Annotated in this window: 11 protein-coding genes and 1 riboswitch; of the genes, 5 read left to right on the top strand and 6 right to left on the bottom strand. The window is 36.5% G+C overall.

All coding sequences use genetic code 11. The annotated features are described in order from the left end of the window. Positions 1-13: 13 nt before the first annotated feature. Positions 14-4,531: a hypothetical protein gene (locus tag BM327_RS07965; protein ID WP_139230304.1), complete on the top strand. Its 4,518-nt coding sequence runs from the start codon at positions 14-16 to the stop codon at positions 4,529-4,531. An 8-nt stretch (positions 4,532-4,539) separates the two neighbouring features. Continuing rightward, positions 4,540-7,461, top strand: a complete 2,922-nt coding sequence (locus BM327_RS07970) for a T9SS type A sorting domain-containing protein (protein WP_139230305.1) — start codon at positions 4,540-4,542, stop codon at positions 7,459-7,461. Positions 7,462-7,517: 56 nt separating this feature from the next. Here BM327_RS07970 and BM327_RS07975 read toward each other — a convergent pair whose 3' ends face one another. The 4 genes from BM327_RS07975 to BM327_RS07990 all read right to left on the bottom strand — a co-directional run bounded on the left by BM327_RS07975 (position 7,518) and on the right by BM327_RS07990 (position 11,987). Next, positions 7,518-8,723 (bottom strand): TlpA family protein disulfide reductase, encoded by a 1,206-nt coding sequence (locus BM327_RS07975; protein ID WP_139230306.1) that lies wholly within the window; start codon positions 8,721-8,723, stop codon positions 7,518-7,520. Positions 8,724-9,405: 682 nt separating this feature from the next. Next, complete coding sequence (thiH, locus tag BM327_RS07980; protein ID WP_090248045.1) at positions 9,406-10,512, bottom strand: 2-iminoacetate synthase ThiH; 1,107 nt, start codon at positions 10,510-10,512, stop codon at positions 9,406-9,408. Positions 10,513-10,530: 18 nt separating this feature from the next. After that, positions 10,531-11,292: a thiazole synthase gene (locus tag BM327_RS07985; protein ID WP_090248047.1), complete on the bottom strand. Its 762-nt coding sequence runs from the start codon at positions 11,290-11,292 to the stop codon at positions 10,531-10,533. Between the two features lie 5 nt (positions 11,293-11,297). Further along, entirely contained in the window at positions 11,298-11,987 is a 690-nt protein-coding gene (locus BM327_RS07990) for a thiamine phosphate synthase (protein ID WP_090248050.1), read from the bottom strand. Positions 11,988-12,052: 65 nt separating this feature from the next. Beyond that, positions 12,053-12,158, bottom strand: a riboswitch (TPP riboswitch). Between the two features lie 374 nt (positions 12,159-12,532). Here BM327_RS07990 and dusB point away from each other — a divergent pair. After that, entirely contained in the window at positions 12,533-13,528 is a 996-nt protein-coding gene (gene dusB, locus BM327_RS07995; RefSeq protein ID WP_090248904.1) for a tRNA dihydrouridine synthase DusB, read from the top strand. Positions 13,529-13,683: 155 nt separating this feature from the next. Here dusB and asnB read toward each other — a convergent pair whose 3' ends face one another. Then, complete coding sequence (gene asnB, locus BM327_RS08000) at positions 13,684-15,594, bottom strand: asparagine synthase (glutamine-hydrolyzing) (RefSeq protein ID WP_090248052.1); 1,911 nt, start codon at positions 15,592-15,594, stop codon at positions 13,684-13,686. 66 nt (positions 15,595-15,660) lie between these two features. Then, positions 15,661-16,524 (bottom strand): hypothetical protein, encoded by an 864-nt coding sequence (locus BM327_RS08005; protein WP_090248054.1) that lies wholly within the window; start codon positions 16,522-16,524, stop codon positions 15,661-15,663. A gap of 254 nt (positions 16,525-16,778) precedes the next feature. Here BM327_RS08005 and lysS point away from each other — a divergent pair, with 254 nt between their 5' ends. Continuing rightward, complete coding sequence (gene lysS, locus BM327_RS08010) at positions 16,779-18,491, top strand: lysine--tRNA ligase (RefSeq protein ID WP_244526203.1); 1,713 nt, start codon at positions 16,779-16,781, stop codon at positions 18,489-18,491. A 508-nt stretch (positions 18,492-18,999) separates the two neighbouring features. Beyond that, positions 19,000-19,677, top strand: coding sequence for a hypothetical protein (locus BM327_RS08015; protein ID WP_090248058.1), 678 nt, complete (start codon positions 19,000-19,002; stop codon positions 19,675-19,677). Positions 19,678-19,716 lie beyond the last annotated feature (39 nt).

The following is a 19,716-nucleotide window of genomic DNA, read 5'->3' on the forward strand; positions in this document are numbered from 1 at the left end:
ACCCTATGATGGGGTGAACTTACTTACCCGTTCTACTCAATTAGGGTTTGGTGTGCTTTATAATGCTACAATTAGATATAATAATTGCGGCCAGTTGTTAGATTGTGATATAACTTTTTCATCCACTACTTTATTCACTTATACAGGAGGTATACCTTTAAATAACAAGTATGATTTTGAAACATATGCCTTGTCAGCTTTTGGTCATGGACATTGTTTGTACTGGGTAGATAATGGTCAGGATATAATGACGGGAGACTTTGATTTAGGAGAGTACAATAGGGCTATTAGTTATAACAATGAACTTGCTGGAAACCTCATTATGGCCGAAAGTTTTTCGAACGGAACTTGTTTGTATACAAATATGGTAATGGATTCTTCTGCTTATTGTGCCAATGATACACTAGTGGATGTTTTATTATTGTCCAACAGCAGCTTACATTCCAATGGTGCTTGTGCTGACTCGTCTGATTTATACCTTGATATATTAAGTTTTGGAAATGATACCGTTAATTCCATTGATTTGAAATGGCAAGTAAATGGTGGTGCGATTCAGAGTCAATCATGGTCAGGAAGCCTATTACCTTTTGATACACTATTAAATTTTTATCTGGGTCATTACGATTTTTCTGCAGATACAAACCATTATATGATATGGATAGATCAAGTAAATGGTGGAAATTTGTTCAATGGACAATTGGATACTATTATTCATCAGTTTACTACAGTTCCGTGTACACCTAATAACATAGGTGTTAATAATATCATGTATTTCGATTCCAGTCTTTGTTACTTTCAAGAGGATGTAGAAGTTGAGCTGTACAACATGGGGCCAAATACGATTAGTAATTGTTGGATATACTATAGTGTTAATGATCTTTTTGTAGATAGTGTGTTCTGGACGGGTACCCTTTTACCAGGGGAAAGTGTTTCCAATATTGTATTAGGTTCACATTCAGATTTTATTGGGATTCAGAATTTTAAAATTTGGTCAGCCATGCCAAACGGCGTGCTAGATACCTATACTCTGAATGATACAACAGAGTACTTCTACAAAGGTGAGCGATTAAGTGGTGTGTACACAGTGGGCGATTCATTGAGTGATTTTGTTAGTTTGATAGAAGCAACAAAACAACTTTCTACTTACGGGTCTTGCAGTGATGTTACTTTTAATGTGAAGTCTGGAGTTTACCTAGATGGTATTATATTGGATAAGGTTCCAGTAATCGATACAAGTCATAGTATAACTATTCAGTCATTAGCTGGGAATAAAGACAGTGTGCTAATACACTATAGTCTACCAACGTATAATAATGCTGGATTATCCTCACCAGCATTAGTGGATGTAAATTTAACGCGGCATCTGACAATTAAAGATTTAACTTTTGAATACATTCAAACTGATGCTTTTAAAAAGTTAGTTCTATTGAGGGATAGTGTAGAATTTGTCCATTTGAAAAACATAGATTTTAAAACTACAGATGTTCTAAATCAATCTTACTTTACCTATGGGGTTTACCTGTACGGGGGTGCAAATACTTCGAGTTATAATGGTGACTGTAGAAATATTTTAGTTGATGAGTGTACGTTTACCAATTTTGGTTATGGAATTTATGTAGAGAATACGGCCAATACTTTTATAAATCAAGCACCGTTAAATTTAGTTATTAAGAATTCCAAATTCTTCAATCAAAAACGATCAGCTATAAAAATTGATTATGGATCGCAGATTCAAATTGGTAACAATGAATTCTATGCCACTGATTTCGATTTTTTTGATCAGCCCCTTGTGAATTTGGAAAATGTTGATGATTTAAATTTAAATGCCAATAAGTTCAAAATTGATGGAGAGTTTAATTGCTTGAAAATTGTAGATTGTGAAGGGACAGATTCTACCGGGATTTGGATGACCAACAATATTTTTGATGCAAGGTCGGACAATTTTAACAAGGCCTTTGAGCTGGATAACTCTGAATATCTTCACTTTCTTCATAATACGGTCGTTTATCAAAATTATGATCCTAGCTATTCTTCGTCAAACTTGGTTTTTGATCTTTCTAATATCGATTCTTTCGAAGTGAAAAATAATATTTTCACCTTTAATAAGAAATTTATAAACGCCTATCAGTCTTCCCTTTCGTCTGAAGACAATTTGTTTTTTACTCCCACAAATTCAGGGTATTCTTTCGGAAGTATTAACTTCAATAGTTTTGCTGATGTCTCTGATTATCTAACTAATTCTGGTTATGATACCAATTCAATTGCTTTAAACCCCATGTTTAGCGATTCGGTTTTGTTTAAACCAACAAATGTTTTGATAAATGGAGTGGCGAATTATTTACCAAATGTTTCGCTTGATTTTAACGGAGTAGTTAGGGATACACTTAACCCCGACTTAGGAGCATTAGAGTTTGATGTATTTAACTATAATTTAGGCGTAAATAATTCGACCCTATTAGATACATCTTTATGCGTTGGTTCTAATTATAATTTTTCGATACCGGTCACCAATTTTGGTTCACAAATAGTAGATAGTTTTTTTGTGTATATCAATTATGAAAATGCATTTTATGATACGCTACAAATTCAACAAACTCTTACTCCCGGTACATCGAGCGTGGTTAATTTAGGTTTAATACCCGTGCAAAGTGGGATATTGAGTTCATTAACCATCACTTTAGTTTCACCGAATGGTCAAATAGATCAAGATGGCTCCAATAACACAGGAGAAATAGTGGTTCATTCAAGATTGTCTGGTGCGTATACCGTGGGGGATGTTAGTTCTGATTTTGACCACCTTTTGGAAGCATTGACTTACATTCAAGACTACGGTGTTTGTGGTAAAGTTGTCTTGAACCTTATTGATGGGATTCATTCCAACCAAACCAATTCACCTATAGAACTTTCACCTTTCCTTGGAATGGGTTCAGATTCCTTAATCATCCAATCCTTGGCTCAAGATTCATCAGCTGTAACTTTATTTGGGGAATTTGGGATGTTCGATTTTTACAGATTAAAAAATGTACATTTTAAGTATCTTACCTTCTTTGACCCTAGTTATAATCAGAATGGTCCAAATTTCACATTAGGTGCGTTGATGGTAAGAAACGTCCAACATTTAAGTTTTACTCAATGTACTTTTTCTGGGTTTTATAGACTATATATGTATACAGATAACTCCATCTATAGTAAATTGGACAGTGTGTTTTTTGATTCTTGTGCATTTAATAATGCTACCAGCTTAAGGGTTGGAATAACGATTTCAGCTGAGCCTAGCGGCTTTTTTAAAGTTTCTAATTCTAGATTTACGGGAGGTACTATTCAATTGGAAAAAATTGATTCATTAGTATTTTATAATTCTCAATTAAAAAACTATTCAACTACATTTAAAAACTTTAGAAAACTAGGGGTTTGGAACAATCATTTCTACAGTGCTATCTCTGTGTTGAATCAGCAAGATACAGCGTTAATCTATAATAACTTCTTCTCTTCTGATGAAAGACAGTTGAGCTTAAGTGGGAATGGATTAAAATGGGTGAGTCATAATAATTTTAGAAAAACGGGCACGTCTTTAGAAGGAATAGTATGGTTAGGTGGTAATAGTATGACTACTCAATTCCCTAATGTGAAAATTGTTAATAATATTTTCAAAGTAGACTCAGGAGGTTTTGTCTACCAAGGAGTTCTTTTTAATATTCAAGGATTGAACTGGGAGATAGATAAAAATATTTATCATCATGTAACCGATTCTTTTTCTGAGGAATACAATGTGGGGCAAGAGATATACAAAACCTATGATGAATGGAAGGCACTTGGGCTAGATCAAAATTCTTATTTTGTGAACCCTAATTATAGTTCTCTTATTGATTTACATGTTGATAATTTAGCTCAAGCAGACAGTGCTGCTGAATTGGTTGATTTTGTTTTAACTGACATTGATGGAGACCTCAGAAATCCATTATTTCCGGATATAGGGGCAGATGAGTTTGATGTAAATTATTCTACCTACAGAGATTTAGGGATAGATTCCGTTATTTCTCCTTCAATTAATTCTTGTTGGCACAACGATTCTATACATGTATTGTTGAGGAATTATTCCCAATTTACTATAGATTCATTTAAAGTTGAATTAAGGTTGTTTGGTCGACTAATAGACTCATTTTGGGTATACCAAAGTTTACCCACGCAAGCACAATATGTTTTAAAAATTAAAAAGTTTAATTTCAATACCAATACATATTACGATTTCAATGTAAATATAAGTCTCCCTAACGGTATGTACGATCATAATTCAACAAATGATGATTTGCAAGTAGAGTTTCACTACCTAAACCAATTAGAAATAGAAGAGCAGTCATTGGAAGATTGTGACGGAGGAGTAAAGCTAGCTGTACCTTTGCACCCGGACGCCAGTTATATTTGGAGTACAGGTAGTACGGATAATGCGATTAATACGAATGTTCCAGGAACATACTATTGTACCATGACCTTGTTTAATTGTACACAAACTGCAACCAAAACCCTAAATTAATATTGACCATGAAAAATCTATTGATTCAACTATTTGCGGCATTTACCTTCATTGGATATGGGCAAATATCATTGACCAAAAATTATATCGCTACAGATGGAAGCGTAATTCAGCACATTACGGGAAATTTGGAAGTTGAAGATGGAATTATTGCTGGAGTGGAACTTGTGGAAAATGGACATTCCTATCCAGTTATTAAAATTGGGTTAGATGGAGATATTGTGTGGAAGTGTACTCCAAATGAGGTGAATTATACCAGTACTATTCAAGACAGGATTAAATGGAATCTTTCCGTTTTAGACTCCTGCATATATGGAGCAGCTTATGATTATTACGGCAACAAAACGCACGTGGTAAGAATTAATAAACATTCTGGAGAATTATATTGGACTAAGACATTTGTCACCTATTATGACGCGGATATGACGCTCAGAGCTGCTGGTGACGATGAAGTTATGTTTATGGATCATTCCAGTGTTTTACGTGTTATTGATAAACAATCTGGAAATGTTGTTCAAGCTAAGAACTTTAATTCAACAGATGGAATTGCCATTATAGATAATGAAAATAATATTTATGTTTCTACCCTTGACCACTTGTATAAATTCAATGGAAATGATTTAAATACGCTTTTATGGAAGCGTGAGTATAGTATCAATAATAATGTTCGAATACGACACATGTTTTGCGATGAGGAGGATAGAATATGGGTGTTGGGAGAAGTATCATTTTTTGCAATTTCAAATGGGAACTATGGCATAGTAAATAAAGATGACGGAAGTTTAAATGTTACACAGAATGCTTATGGTTCCTACCGAATGTCAGATAGAGTGGATATTGGAGATTTTTTTTATATGTCAGCTTTGCCTTTATCAACAGGTTCAGGAACCAGTCCAATGATTGTATATGAGGTTGATAAGGAAAATTTGATGGTTACAAATTTTTATTATGAGTATATAAATTTTACTAATCCACAATCAACGCAGGGCAATGGAGAGCAAGAAGCCTTCAGTTTGGATGTAGATTGTAGTGGAAATATTTATGTAACCGGTAAGTACGATTTCTCTGTTTTGTCTCTAGGTCTATGGGGAGGGTACAAGGTGAATAAAGCAACAGGGTTAACTGAATACGAGTTTACTGTTATTAATGATTCTGTGGCAGAAGAAGACTTTAGTAAAGGGGTAGGTATGCATGTTATTAATAATGTGCCTTATGTTTTGGGTGAACTCGAAATAATTAATAACCAGTCATATAATTCGACCAGGGGATACTTGATTGTTTTAGATAGTCTTACAGGAGAGTTTCTTGTAAAAAAAGAAATCGGTGATGGAGGAAACCAAGATGTTGAGGTTTTAGATCTTGTTGATTTTGGAGGTGTATTGGTTTCATTAGTTGATTACGGAGATTCTTTAGGGTTATCGGGATATTTATCAAGCGGAACATCAATTTGGCAAGAGTCTTTAGTAGATACCTTAAAAAAGGGTGAAGGAAGTTTATGTAAAGATAATTCTGGTCTTTATGTTAGCTATGTAAAGGAGGTTACAAATGCTCAGGGTGGAGTGAGTTATTCGGCATTAAAAATAGCTCATATGAATAGTGCTACGGGACAAATTCTTAATACTGATGAGCTAATAATGAGTCAAAATGATGTGAAAATAATAGATAGTTACGCTCAAGCAGATTCAGTATATGTTTTTTATCAAAAAGGTAGTGTCGTAAATTGCGTTGTTTGGAACGCTAGCTCTTCCTTTTCAAATGAAATATTAATTGAGTCGGCCGGAAGTAATCTCAGTTATGATGGAAGCTTGAATCTAATATGTAGTGATTCTTCCTATGTCTATTACGCGGGAAGCGATAAGATTTATTCCTTGGATTTAAATTCACTTATTCTCACACAGGGAAATACTTTTGGTTTAAAGAGTAATTATGAGATTGTATTAAATAACAATGATCTTTTGGTGGTGGGAGAGAATAATCAGAATCAAGCTGTTTTCTATGAGGTGGATAAAACAACTTTGAGCCTAAACTGGGAAACAAACTATGGGGTTGGAAAACTTACCCGAATATCCATTGCAAATGATAGTACCCTAATTCTAGGTGGGGATGTGAACGATAGTATGACAGTCATTGCTGTTTCCGCAATGGATGGAAGTGTTTATTGGAATCAAAAGTATAAACATAACGGAGTGTTAAGTGAGCTCAGGGATCTACAATTGTTTAAAGACTCAACGGCGATTCTAGTAGCTGGAACCGATAATATTCATCCAACATGGACTTCAAATATAGTTTACCAAATTTATTCTGTGCAGGGAGATAGTTTATGGACATCTGTGCTGAGTTCAGAAATTGGAGCAAAATCTAAACCCAATGTTGCTACCATCCAGAATCAAGACGAAATATGGGTAGGGGGAAAAATAAATACGAGTACACTGGGTAAACATGGAGTGCTCCATAAGATTTCTCCCTCTGATCAATTGCTCCAATTAGATTGTTTTGGAGATGTTGGGGGTACGGCCTATTTAGATTCTTGTGGAATATGTGTGGGAGGTAACTCAGGTATTCTTGCCTGTATTAAAGATTGTGATAGCCTATGGGGAGGAACGGCCTTTGTTGACAGTTGTAATATATGTGCAGGAGGAGCAACAGGTGTTAGTCCAGTTCTTGATCCTCTTCTATGCGATTTGGGTATTGATAAAGATGATTTCCCCTCTCTTCAATTAATTCCAAATCCAACTCAAGGAATGGTCCGTATTGAAGGAAGGGATGATATCGAATTGAATACAAAAGTATATGATAGTAGAGGCAGTCTAGTAATTGAAGCAGGGAATAAAAGAGTTATAGATCTCACATCGTTAGCACCGGGTGTTTACAACTTTGTACTTGATGTGGAAGACGAAGTCGTACGACGAAAGATTATTAAATTTGAATAAATAAAAAAAGCCCCTCAAACTAAATTTGAGGGGCTTTTTTATTCTGATTTGCATTCCTATTGAATAGCAACACGTTTGATCTTTGTTTCCCCTCTCGTTACTTTAAATCCAGCGGCAATTAAATAATCTTCGATTTCCTTGGCTGTCATATCATAGAGTTTACCTCTATCTATCCCTTTGTTTAAAAGTGTGTAATTCAAGTATTCATCTTTCATGGTATACACTTCTCCACTTTTATTTTCTAAGTGCTTTAAGAATACGCTAAAAGGCGTGTATAAATAATAGGTGCCTTCCATCACACTGTCGTTGTGAATTGCTGTATGCGGTAAGCTATCAATGGAAAGTTCGTTTTGTACCGCAGTGTACTTTTCCCATTTTACTTGTACTCCTAAGTTCTTTTCTAATTGAGAAATAATAGCTGCAGTAGCCTCTTTCTGATTGGTAGAAGTAGCGTTGAAAACTAAATCATAGGCAGTGGTATCGCCCGAAAGATCGTTTACATAAACCTCCGACGGTAAGTTGTAGATTTCAGATATGATGGTCTTCAAGGTTGCACCGTGAAAAGTAACTTTAGCTGTATCTCCCTTAAACAGCATTTTGTTTCCGTAGTACCCAGGCGCTAAAGAAGGTCTTAACACTTGTTGTTGCAAAGCTGTTGGCATGTCTTTGTTGTCTCCATGCGCTAAAAAGTAGGCCGTTCTGTACAATGGATCTTCTCCCGCTAAATAACCTCTGTAGGGTAAAGCTTCTTTTTCAGAGGTGTTTTCTTTTTGGGCTTGTTCTAATTTTCCTTTGGCCAAAATTTCAACCAAATCTTCTTTGGTTAAGTGGTGGGTTTGGTGCACTACCTTTCCTTCAGGATTGATAACGTAGACCTGAGGAATAGCAGTTATTTTGTAGTTTTTAAAATCTTCTCTGCTTTCATTTACACCTATCCAAAAGTTGTAATTGGTATGCTTTACAAAATTTTCAACCTTTACCAACTTCTCAGTGCTGATTGCTAAAAACTGTACGTTTTGATCTTTGAATTCTGTATATAACTTGTCCATTTTTGGAAAGGAAGCTACACAAGGAGAACACCAAGTAGCCCAGAAGTCAAGCACTACGTATTTCCCCTTTAAACTCTCTAATGTTGGGTTCACCTTATCGGCTTTATTAAATACGTGATCTACATGAACCTCAGGGGCAACTGCTCCTATTTCTAATTGTGCATTTGCACTCAATGCAAAGCAAAAACCTAATATTCCTAGCAATTTTTTCATGGCCGCAAAGATGCGAAAAATGTAAGTTTTGTAGGCTTGAGAAGCTGGCGTAAAATCAGAAAGACTTGTAAAGCTATTAAGGTGCAAACGGCCGGGCCATCCATTTTAGTCCCCCTAAAAATTACCAAACAAGACTAAGGCCAGGTAGCACTTCCGCTGGTCGTACTCCCTTGCCCAATTCTTGCTAGTTACTTTTTAAGGGGCGCAGCCATTGCTGTCCCTGTTTGGGGTGTAGATTGGAAAATGGAAATTGGAGATTTTATAAGGGATTTTGCTTGTCGCTCGGTACCCAAGCTTGAGAATTTTACTGACTACCCGCAATTCTATCCTAAACAATTCAAAATTATTAAGTCAAAATTCAAAATAAAAGATGGTTAGTAGAGAGTTTTACTGACTACCCGCTATTCTATCCCGTCGAGGATTCAAAGATTAAAAGTCAATATTCAAAAACTAAAGAGCTTACTAAAATTCGTAGCAATTCACCAAGAAGTCACGTAAAGGTCCCTCAAATCTTTCAAATTCACTGACTACCCGCAATTCTATCCCAAGTAGATTAGAAATTAGAAATTGGATATTTGAAATTCCAGTTTAGATATAAGGTCGCTCGAAGTTTTCGAATTTAAAGGGTGTGAATTCAATAAAAAAAGTGATACACTTCTTTGCGCATCACTTTCTTAGATTTTTATTGTAGACTCAAGTCCCAGTCTTTAAAGACCGGTTCGTAGCCTTGTTGTTTTATGACTTCTATGAAGGTTTCCGTTGAACGTTTATCATCAATTTCGAATTGTTCTAGGTTTACCTCTGGGTTGGCATATCCTCCAGGGTCTGTTTTAGAATCGGCAGAGATACTCGTGATTCCCAACTTTATAATATTGTTTCTAAAGGTTTCCGACTCTCGGGTTGACATACTTAACTCTACCTCTTGATTAAATATTCTGTAGGCACATATGAGTTGTACTAATTCTCTATCTGTCATAACCGATTTCAACTCAATTCCTCCTGCACATGGTCTTAAACGCGGGAAGGAAATGGAATATTTAGTTTTCCAATAAGTACGTTCTAAGTAATCTAAATGAGCGGCGCAATAGAAAGTATCTGTTCTCCAATCTTCTAAACCGAAAAGTACTCCGAGTCCCATTTTGTGGATGCCTGCTTTTCCTAATCTATCGTGGGTATCCACACGGTAATCAAAATTCGACTTTTTCCCTTTAGGGTGATGGATTTTATAATCGTCCTTGTGGTAAGTTTCTTGATAAACCAATACCGTATTAAGACCTGCAGCAATTAACTTTTCATAATCTTCTTGGTCGAGCGGTTGCACTTCCATGGCAATATGAGAAAAGTAAGGTTTGATCAGTTCAATTGCATTTAAGAAATAATCCACCCCCACTGTTTTGTTGGCTTCACCAGTAACAATAAGAATGTGATCGTACCCCATGGATTTGATGATTTTAACTTCAGCTAAAATCTCTTCATCTGTTAAGGTTTTTCTGTCGATTTTTACATCTAAACTAAACCCACAGTAGGTACAAATGTTCTGGCATTCATTCGAAAGGTACATAGGGATGTACATTTGAATGGTTTTCCCAAAACGCTCTTGGGTAAGCTTCTGACTCAAAGCTGCCATTTGCTCTAGATAAGGTGCGGCAGCAGGAGAAATCAAGGCTTTGAAATCTTCTAAATCACGCTTTGGTTTGCTTAAAGCACGTTCAACATCCTGTGCGGTTTTGTTATAAATACTCGCCTTTGTGCTGTCCCAATCTATCTTGTTAACTTCTTCTTTGAACATAGCTCCCTTTCTTTTTAATTAATCCGCTAAAAAACTAGTCAATGGACTACTTGCTACAGCTGTGTTTTGTATTCCACCTAGTTTTGCTTCGTATGCCATTCTTCCTGCCTCTACTGCTTGTTTAAAAGCAATGGCCATTTTAACAGGATCACCTGCAACAGCAATTGCCGTATTCACCAAAACAGCGTCAGCTCCAAGTTCCATAGCCTCAGCTGCATGAGACGGTGCACCCAAACCTGCATCAACAATAATGGGAACCCTTGATTGATCCACAATGATCTCAATGAAATCACGTGTTCTCACCCCTTTGTTTGAACCAATAGGTGCTCCCAAAGGCATGACAGCTGCAGTACCTGCATCTTCTAAATGCTTACACAAAACTGGGTCTGCATGTATGTAAGGTAGAACGATGAAACCTTTTTTGGCCAATTCTTCTGTAGCTTTTAAAGTTTCAATAGGATCTGGCATTAAATATTTTGGATCAGGGTGAATTTCCAATTTCACCAAGTTCGTTTCCAAAGCTTCTCTGGCCAATTCTGCTGCAAAGACTGCTTCTTTCGCATTTCTTACTCCCGATGTATTCGGTAGTAAATTAAATTGTTTATGGTTCAAATGACGTAAAATTCCGTCGTTTTCGTTTTGAACATCCACTCTTTTTAAAGCAACTGTTACCAATTCAGAACCACTTGCCAAAAGTGCTTCTTCCATCAATTGGTTACTACTGAATTTACCTGTTCCAGTAAATAAGCGCGACTGAATTTCTATATCTCCTAATTTCATATTCCTTAAATTATTGGTGATGTTTCTTTGGCATTTTGTTCAACAAGATCTACAATTTCTTCTATAGATTCAAGGTCAAAATTGGCCTTGTGTATGAGTCCCGATAAAGCAATTCCGTACACTCCTGTTTGCATAATACCTTTTACATCTTCTTTTTCTATTCCACCTATAGCGAAAATTGGTGTATCTATATGTTGAGTTTTTAAACGTTCGATGCAAGAAGCATAGCCTCGTAGTCCCAAAGCTGGACTCAATTTGTCTTTATCTTTGGTAGTCGTAAAGGTATAAGGACCTAAACCGATGTAGTCTAAAATAGCCGTGTTATAAGCTAAAATGTCATCGTAAGCATTGGCAGTTGCGCCAACTATTTTTTGATCCCCCAAGAAATTACGCACCACCTCATGAGCTTCATCTTCTTTACCTATATGGGCTCCATCTACATTGGCTTTGATGGCAAAACTGTAGTGATCATTAACCGTAAGTAAAACTCCAAGGGATTTACATTTTTCGGCTATGCGAATTAACGTCTCTGTAAAAAATGAAGTATAATCTGATCCAGGATGACGCGCTTCGAAATGATTTTTCTTAATGCGAAGTTGTACCCATTTGATTCCGCCTTTAGCCAATCTGTCTATCCAGCTTAAATCGCTGAAATTCTCATCGGGATGTGTAATGTATTGAATGCGCGGTAACATAATTTCCTACAAATAATAAGGGGGATTCTTCTAGAAAAAGTGCCGCAGAAAACCTTGGGGTACCAAGTGACTGTGAACTTTTTCCCTACGTCAGCCTTAACTGCCTCAGGTTCGAAGAGTATTTCTCAGAATTTCACTAAAAATTAGTAAAAGACACCCCTAAAAGTTTGATACAAAGGTAGGAGTTGTTTTGGAGATAGCAAAGGGTTGAGGGATTCAAAAAAATAAAGATTTGAGAAATTGAATTTTTGTCGGAAAGGGGCATGCCTTTTTCTGACTACCCGCAATTCTATCCCAAATAGAAATTTGATATTGGAAATTGGAGATTTGAAATTAAGTGATACTCATATGTTAACTATAAATGCTGGAATTCTCCAATTTTGAATTTTATTTTTTGAACTTTGAATTCTCACTGGGATAGAATTGCGGGTAGTCAATGAAATTAGTTTGATTTTTAGAAAGTTGTCGTTTAAACAACTCGTTTTCAATTCTTTTTCTTGGTTCCTAATAAAATCTGTAACTTTGCCCCCTCAAATACAAAGACTTTGGCAAAAATACGCGACATAGATTTAGGAGATTTTCCTTTGTTATTGGCACCCATGGAGGACGTGAGTGATCCGCCCTTTAGAGCTTTATGTAAAAAGAATGGGGCTGATTTGATGTACACAGAATTTATTTCTTCTGAAGGATTGATTCGTGATGCGGTGAAAAGTGTAAAGAAACTGGATATTTTTGAATACGAACGTCCGGTTGGGATACAGATTTTTGGGTACGACATAGAAAGTATGAAGCGTGCGACAGAAATTACAGAGCAAACCAACCCAGATATTATCGATATCAACTACGGATGTCCGGTAAAGAAGGTGGCGTGTAAAGGAGCTGGAGCAGGTATTTTGCAAGACATTCCTAAGATGGTTAGAATGACGGAGGAAATTGTGAAAACAACCAAACTTCCTGTAACCGTTAAAACCCGTTTGGGATGGGATGACAACTCTAAGCACATTGTTGAAGTAGCTGAGCGTTTGCAAGATGTAGGAATAGAAGCAATTTCTATACACGGAAGAACGCGTAAGCAAATGTACAAGGGTGAGGCAGACTGGAGTTTGATTGCAGAGGTGAAAAATAACTCAAGAATGCACATTCCTGTTTTCGGAAACGGAGATATAGATTCACCAGAAAAGGCTGTAGAATACAAAAACAAGTTTGGTGTTGATGGTATAATGATAGGTAGAGCAAGTATAGGATATCCATGGATATTTAATGAAATTAAGCACTACCAGAAGACCGGACAACACTTGCCAAAACCGACGATTAAAGAAAGAGTAGCTGTTACACGTGAGCACTTAGAGATGAGTATCAAATGGAAAGGTGAAACATTAGGTATCGCAGAAATGAAACGTCACTATACGAATTATTTCAAAGGTATACCTCACTTTAAAGATTACAGAACTAAGTTGGTGACTTCTTTTAATTTGGAAGAAATTAGAGCCATTTTGGAAGAAGTTGAAGTGAAGTTTTCTGGTGTAGAGACTTTAGTTTAGCTTCTCAAAAAGGGATAGGAGCGGCAGTTTTTGACGTAGAAAGACATATGAAACTTAATAGAGAAGGGCGCCCAGAGGTAGCCCTTTTGTATTTTAGTTGAATGGCTTTTTAGGTTGAAAGCTACAGCGGAAAGCCCGGTGAAAAACGGAGTTTTTTATTTTGCCACCATCCACTCTTCGTACCACATTTGAAACATCAAAAGGTACCACATCTTGAAATCGAGTTCTTTTTTACCTGCGTAAAAGTCGCGTTTCATTTTCTCTACTACTTTCCAATTAAAGTAGCCTTGCTGACTAATTTTTTCTTCGGATATATAATGATTGACGTGTTCTTTTAGCTCTTTCCACATCCATTCGGCAATAGGAATAGCAAAACCTTGTTTGGGTCTTTCCATCATTTCTTTTGGAAGATAGTCGTGTACAATTTCTTTTAAAATGTGCTTTTTGGTTCCCTTATGGTATTTAAATTCGTCTGGTAACTGGGCTGCATATTCCGCAATACGATGATCTAACAGCGGTTCTCTGCCTTCTATGCTGGCAAACATGGTAGCTCTATCTACTTTTGTAAGGATGTCGTCAACCAAATAGGTTTGGAAATCGATAGCCTGCATGTAGGCCAAAGGAGAAAAATGAATTTTTGACAACTCGTTGCTCGTGTACAAAGTATCCAAAGGTTTTATATGGGTTTTCATCAATTTGCTTACCTGAGCATCTGTAAACTGCTGACTCAAACTTAGCATGATAGCTTCGGCATTTGGATTGCGAAGTATACCCTTCATTTTCTCATAACGATTGTGGAAGTTGTATTTATGCTTGAAGTAAGGGAGAGCGTTGGAGGGGATGAGATCCATTACACCAGCCATAGCTTTACCTGCTATTTGAGGAAGTTTTTCCAATTTGGGCAGCATTTTGAGCAGATAGTCGTAACGGTTATAACCCGCAAATATCTCGTCGCCACCGTCTGCGCTCAGGGCTACGGTAACTTTTTCACTTGCCATTTTACTGACCAACATTGTTGGTAAAGCACTGCTATCCGCAAAAGGTTCATCATAATGATAAGGTATTTTTTGAATTAAAGCTAAGGCTTCATTCGCTGTACATTGAAATTCGTGATGATCCGTGCCTAAATAATTTGCTACCTCGTTTGCAAAAGGCGCTTCGTTGAGTCCTATATCGGGAACGCCTATGGTAAAAGTCTTAAGTTGCTGCGTATTATTGGCTTGTAAAATAGAAGTGACAGCCGCCGAGTCATAACCTCCACTTAAGAAAATTCCTACAGGAACATCAGAGCGCATTCTATAATGAAAGGCAGAAGTCAATAAACTTTTCGTCTCCTCTTTGGCTTGTTCAAAAGAAATATTCTTCTTGGGTTTGTTGTAGTAATCGTAAATGTTCCAATACTTTCTCTGAATCAGTTTTTTTGTATTAATATCGAGCATGAAATACTCCCCGGCTCCTAGTTTTCTAATATTTTTAAAGATAGAATGTGGGGATGGAATGTTTCCGTACTGCATATAAGCAGCCAAACTGTTCAGGTCAATTTCCTTTTCAAAATCGGGGTGTTTGTGAAACACTTTAAGCTCTGAAGCAAAGAGGAATAGGTTTTCTTTTTGGTAAATGAAAAATGGTTTTACTCCAGCTCTATCGCGAGCAGCAAAGATGTGTTGCTTGTTTTCATCATAGATTACGAAGGCAAACATACCAATGAACTTATCCAAGCATTTTTCACCCCATTGCTGGTAGGCGTGAAGTAAAGTTTCTGTGTCGGAATGAGTGTTGAACAAATGTCCCAGCCTTATTAACTCTTTGTTGATCTCCTCGAAATTGTAGATTTCTCCGTTAAAGATGAGTGTGAGATGACCAAATTTCATAGGTTGTTTCCCTGCATCTGAGAGATCCAGAATGGAAAGTCGTTTATGACCCAGTCCCAAACAAAACGCTTCTTTTTGAACTAACTCAAACCCTTCACCGTCTGGTCCACGGTGGTGGAGGGTACGGGTCATGGCTTGAAGGGTGTTCAAGGAAGAAGTTTTGGTGTAATCAAGAAAAGCAGCGATACCACACATATGAGGGTAAATATAGGGGATGAGGGGGAGAATTGATGGGTGGTATTAAACTTTTTCGATCAAAATTTACTGACTACCCGCAATTCTATCCTTTGTCATTAATAACTGATAAACGAAAACTTTGAATTTGGGTGTCAATGAGTGCCTATTGTTGTACTTGAAACAATATTCATCCATGACTCCTTGCATGAAAACGATAGAGACATTATGATAAATCCCCCTAAGTTCTTTAATGAAGTTGGTTTTTAATTTTTGCTCCCATGTTTTCTTAATTTTCGCTCCGTTTAGAACTATAAATTCCTTGTTTAAAGTAGTGGGTTTTGAAACGTTTTCAGCAAAAAGTTTTTTATACCTATAATTTGGATTGAGAAGTCTATGGGACTTCAATTTAAATACTTCTTTGACATCATTTGACGAAAGTGTTAACCGGATTCTGTCATAATTTTTAAAGGGTTGTTTTAGGATTTGCAAATCAATATTTTGTGGAATTCCCGGGAGATCAATTATGCTCTCTGTTTCACGTTTTTCAAAGTGTAGAAGTGTTTTAGGTTGGTCTAATAACTGTTTGTTTATCTGTCCCATTTCAAGACGTAATTTTTTTACAGCATAAGCAAGCGTATCGTAGCGAGTTTGTCTCGATTTTCGTAGAAGGTTCAATACAGAATCTGTCTTTTTTCCTTGTGTTATTAGGTAGATAATTTCTAGCCAATCTCTTAATTGAAGGTTACTGTCTCTCATGAAAGAAACAGATTTTATACTGATGATTTTCTTACACTTCGGACACCTCCATGATTTAAGGTGCATGTAGAATTTAAGTGAATGGTGCTTGCATTTTGGACAACATTTAACTCTGTACTGAAAGATTTCTTTGAAAAAAAGTACTGCATTTTCTTCGCGGTTATAGCGACCGTAAAATTCTGATTGATTCATGATTTTTAGTGTTAGGTTGATAGTATAAAAGTTACGACTTTTTAGCCATATATAAAAAAGGGATAGAATTGCGGGTAGTCAGTAAATATTCCTACAATCTTGAAATTTCTTTGACTTCCAACTCCACATTCCGTTAAAATTCATTCTCTTTCCGCATTTATCAACCCTTCCACTACCATCACCTCATTTTTATGACTTATCTTTGCAAATTGTTAAAACAAGTAGTACATAATTGTATTTAAAAGAGTTATCAAATGAGTCTTATTGAACTTTCAGACCAAGAGATTCAGCGTAGAGAAACGTTGAAAAAATTGAGGGATTTGGGAATTGACCCATATCCTGCAGCACTGTACCCTGTGACGCACAAATCTTCTGAGATAAAGAACAATTACAAGGAAGGTGAAAAGGTTGTAATCGCGGGTAGATTAATGCGTCGAAAGGTTCAAGGTAAGGCCTCTTTTGGTGAGTTGCAAGATGCTGACGGAAGAATTCAAGTGTACTTTAACCGTGATGAAATTTGTCCGGGAGAAGATAAAAGCTTGTACAACGATGTTTTTAAAAAGTTGTTGGATTTAGGTGATTTCGTTGGTGTTGAGGGAGAAGTATTTAAAACACAAGTGGGAGAGACAACAGTTTCTGTTAAAAACTTTACTTTGTTAAGTAAGTCTTTGAAACCACTGCCACTTCCAAAAACGGATGCAGAAGGTAAGGTACACGACGCTTTTACAGATCCTGAATTGCGTTACCGCCAGCGCTATGTTGATTTAACAGTAAATCCACATGTCAAAGAAATTTTCGTGAAGCGTACAAAGTTGTTTACAGCGATGCGTAACTTCTTTAATGATGCTGGATACATGGAAGTTGAAACGCCTGTTTTACAGTCAATACCAGGTGGAGCGGCAGCGCGTCCGTTTATTACGCACCACAATGCACTGGATATTCCATTGTACATGCGTATCGCCAACGAATTGTACTTGAAGCGTTTAATTTGTGGTGGATTTGATGGTGTTTACGAGTTCTCTAAAAACTTCAGAAATGAAGGGATGGATAGAACGCATAACCCTGAGTTTACGGCTATGGAAATCTATGTTTCATACAAAGATTACAACTGGATGATGGATTTCACAGAGCGTTTGTTAGAACACTGTGCAATTGCTGTGAACGGAACTACTGAAGCTACTTTTGGAGAGCATAAGATAGATTTCAAAGCACCTTATAAGCGTGTAACTATGCGACAATCTATTATCGATTTTACAGGGTTCGACATCAAAGGTAAAACGGAAGATGAGTTAAGAGAAGCATGTAAATCAATGGGAATTGCCGTTGACGATACAATGGGTGTTGGTAAATTAATCGATGAGATTTTCGGAGAGAAATGTGAAGGAAACTACATCCAACCAACGTTCATTACAGATTACCCAAAAGAAATGTCTCCACTGTGTAAAGAGCACAGAGAAGATCCAAGTCTTACTGAGCGTTTTGAGTTGATGGTGTGTGGTAAAGAAATTGCGAATGCATATTCAGAATTGAACGACCCTATCGACCAAAGAGAGCGTTTTGAAGATCAAGTACGTTTGGCGCAAAAAGGAGATGATGAAGCTACAGAATTCATTGATCAAGACTTCTTAAGAGCGCTAGAATATGGTATGCCGCCAACATCAGGATTAGGAATTGGTATGGATAGGTTGATTATGTTCTTAACCAATAACCCGGCAATTCAAGAAGTGTTGTTCTTCCCGCAAATGAGACCTGAGGTTTTTGGAGCAAAGAAGGGACCAGAGTTGAATGAGAACGAAAAGTTAATCTTTGATCTATTGGCTAAAGCTCAGAAAATGGATTTAAATGAGTTGAAAGAACAAACTGGTTTATCGAACAAGCAGTGGGATAAAGGAGTGAAAGGTTTGGCAAAACATGGTTTAACGAAAGTTACAAAAGAGGAAGATCAATTAACGATAGAATTGGTTTAATTCTAAAAAGATATAAAGCAAAGTCCGATACGTAAGTGTCGGACTTTTTTTATGCTTCTTCCTTGGCAAACGGCCGGGCTAACCATTATAGTCACCAATAGCTAGTTTAAGTCGCAATTTGCCCCACAATCACTTCCCCTGGTCGTAATTGTAGTGCATTGCTTACTAAAAACTAGCCATTGGTGAGCTGCCATTATTATCCCTGTTTGAGAAGCTTTTACATTTTTATTTATTGACTACCCGCAATTCTATCCCACCATGAATTTAAAATTCAAAGATTAAAAATTTAAAACTCATGACACCCTTGTTTTTCTGGTGTTTAGATGTAATAGTGAAATTTTAAATATCCAATTTTCAAGATCAAATTTAGACTTAGGATAGGATTGCGGGTAGTCAATGGTTCTATGTTTTTTTAATCCATAAATCTTGCTACTTGCGAGAATCCACATTTTTTATTCAATAAAGGCGCCTTAACTTTATACCAATCAAAATCATAAAAAACCTAACCATGAAAACGCTAAACATTGTAACCGTCTTAATTTTTTCCATTTTGTTGGTGAGTTGTGCTACCACACCAGAATTTAACAAGAGAAAATATACGAAAGGAAGATTTCGAATTCCACACAATTTGAAAAAGCACAATGCAAAATCAGATGAAAAGGACGAATTGAATATCATCCATGAAATCAAAAGAGAGGAAAACGGTTCTAAGGATTTGAAAATTCTTCATTCATCCAAAAAAACGACAATACCCAATAAAACAGAACAAAGGAAGAGAGAGGTCGAATTTACTGTTGAAGGTGTTACTGATGCTAAAAGAGAAGCACGTAGAATAGAATTTGAAAAGGATAGTAAAAAGAAAGTTTCTAGTAAAGAAGATGTAATTTCCGAATTAATTAATGAATTGAATGACTCAGAAGAACCTCAAAAAAATAAAACGGAATCAAGAGCAAACTTAGCTTTGGTGTTCGGGTTGTTAAGTTGGGCAGGCTTCTTTTATCCATTGTTTTTTCTTTTCAGTTTTGTTGGATTCATTTTTGGAATTTTCACACTGACGGCCACAGATTATACAAAGAAGGATAGAAATAGAGCTCTTTTTGGTATAGTCACTTTTATCCTGTTAACCTTAGTTTTTTCCTTCTTTCTTATAAAGTTACTTTGGATTGATGCCTTCTTTATTTTTTAACTGAAGAATACTCGAACAGGGTAAGGCTCTCATATCGAT

It is taken from the genome of Lishizhenia tianjinensis, assembly GCF_900116425.1.
Classification (GTDB): Bacteria; Bacteroidota; Bacteroidia; order Flavobacteriales_D; family Crocinitomicaceae; genus Lishizhenia; species Lishizhenia tianjinensis.

Bases quoted from the DNA above. Each gene is read 5' to 3' on its own strand.
- BM327_RS07970 (WP_139230305.1), top strand. From the start codon at position 4,540: ATGAAAAATCTATTGATTCAACTATTTGCGGCATTTACCTTCATTGGA.
- BM327_RS07975 (WP_139230306.1), bottom strand. From the start codon at position 8,723: ATGAAAAAATTGCTAGGAATATTAGGTTTTTGCTTTGCATTGAGTGCA.
- thiH (WP_090248045.1), bottom strand. From the start codon at position 10,512: ATGTTCAAAGAAGAAGTTAACAAGATAGATTGGGACAGCACAAAGGCG.
- BM327_RS07985 (WP_090248047.1), bottom strand. From the start codon at position 11,292: ATGAAATTAGGAGATATAGAAATTCAGTCGCGCTTATTTACTGGAACA.
- BM327_RS07990 (WP_090248050.1), bottom strand. From the start codon at position 11,987: ATGTTACCGCGCATTCAATACATTACACATCCCGATGAGAATTTCAGC.
- asnB (WP_090248052.1), bottom strand. From the start codon at position 15,594: ATGTGTGGTATCGCTGCTTTTCTTGATTACACCAAAACTTCTTCCTTG.
- BM327_RS08005 (WP_090248054.1), bottom strand. From the start codon at position 16,524: ATGAATCAATCAGAATTTTACGGTCGCTATAACCGCGAAGAAAATGCA.
- lysS (WP_244526203.1), top strand. From the start codon at position 16,779: ATGAGTCTTATTGAACTTTCAGACCAAGAGATTCAGCGTAGAGAAACG.
- BM327_RS08015 (WP_090248058.1), top strand. From the start codon at position 19,000: ATGAAAACGCTAAACATTGTAACCGTCTTAATTTTTTCCATTTTGTTG.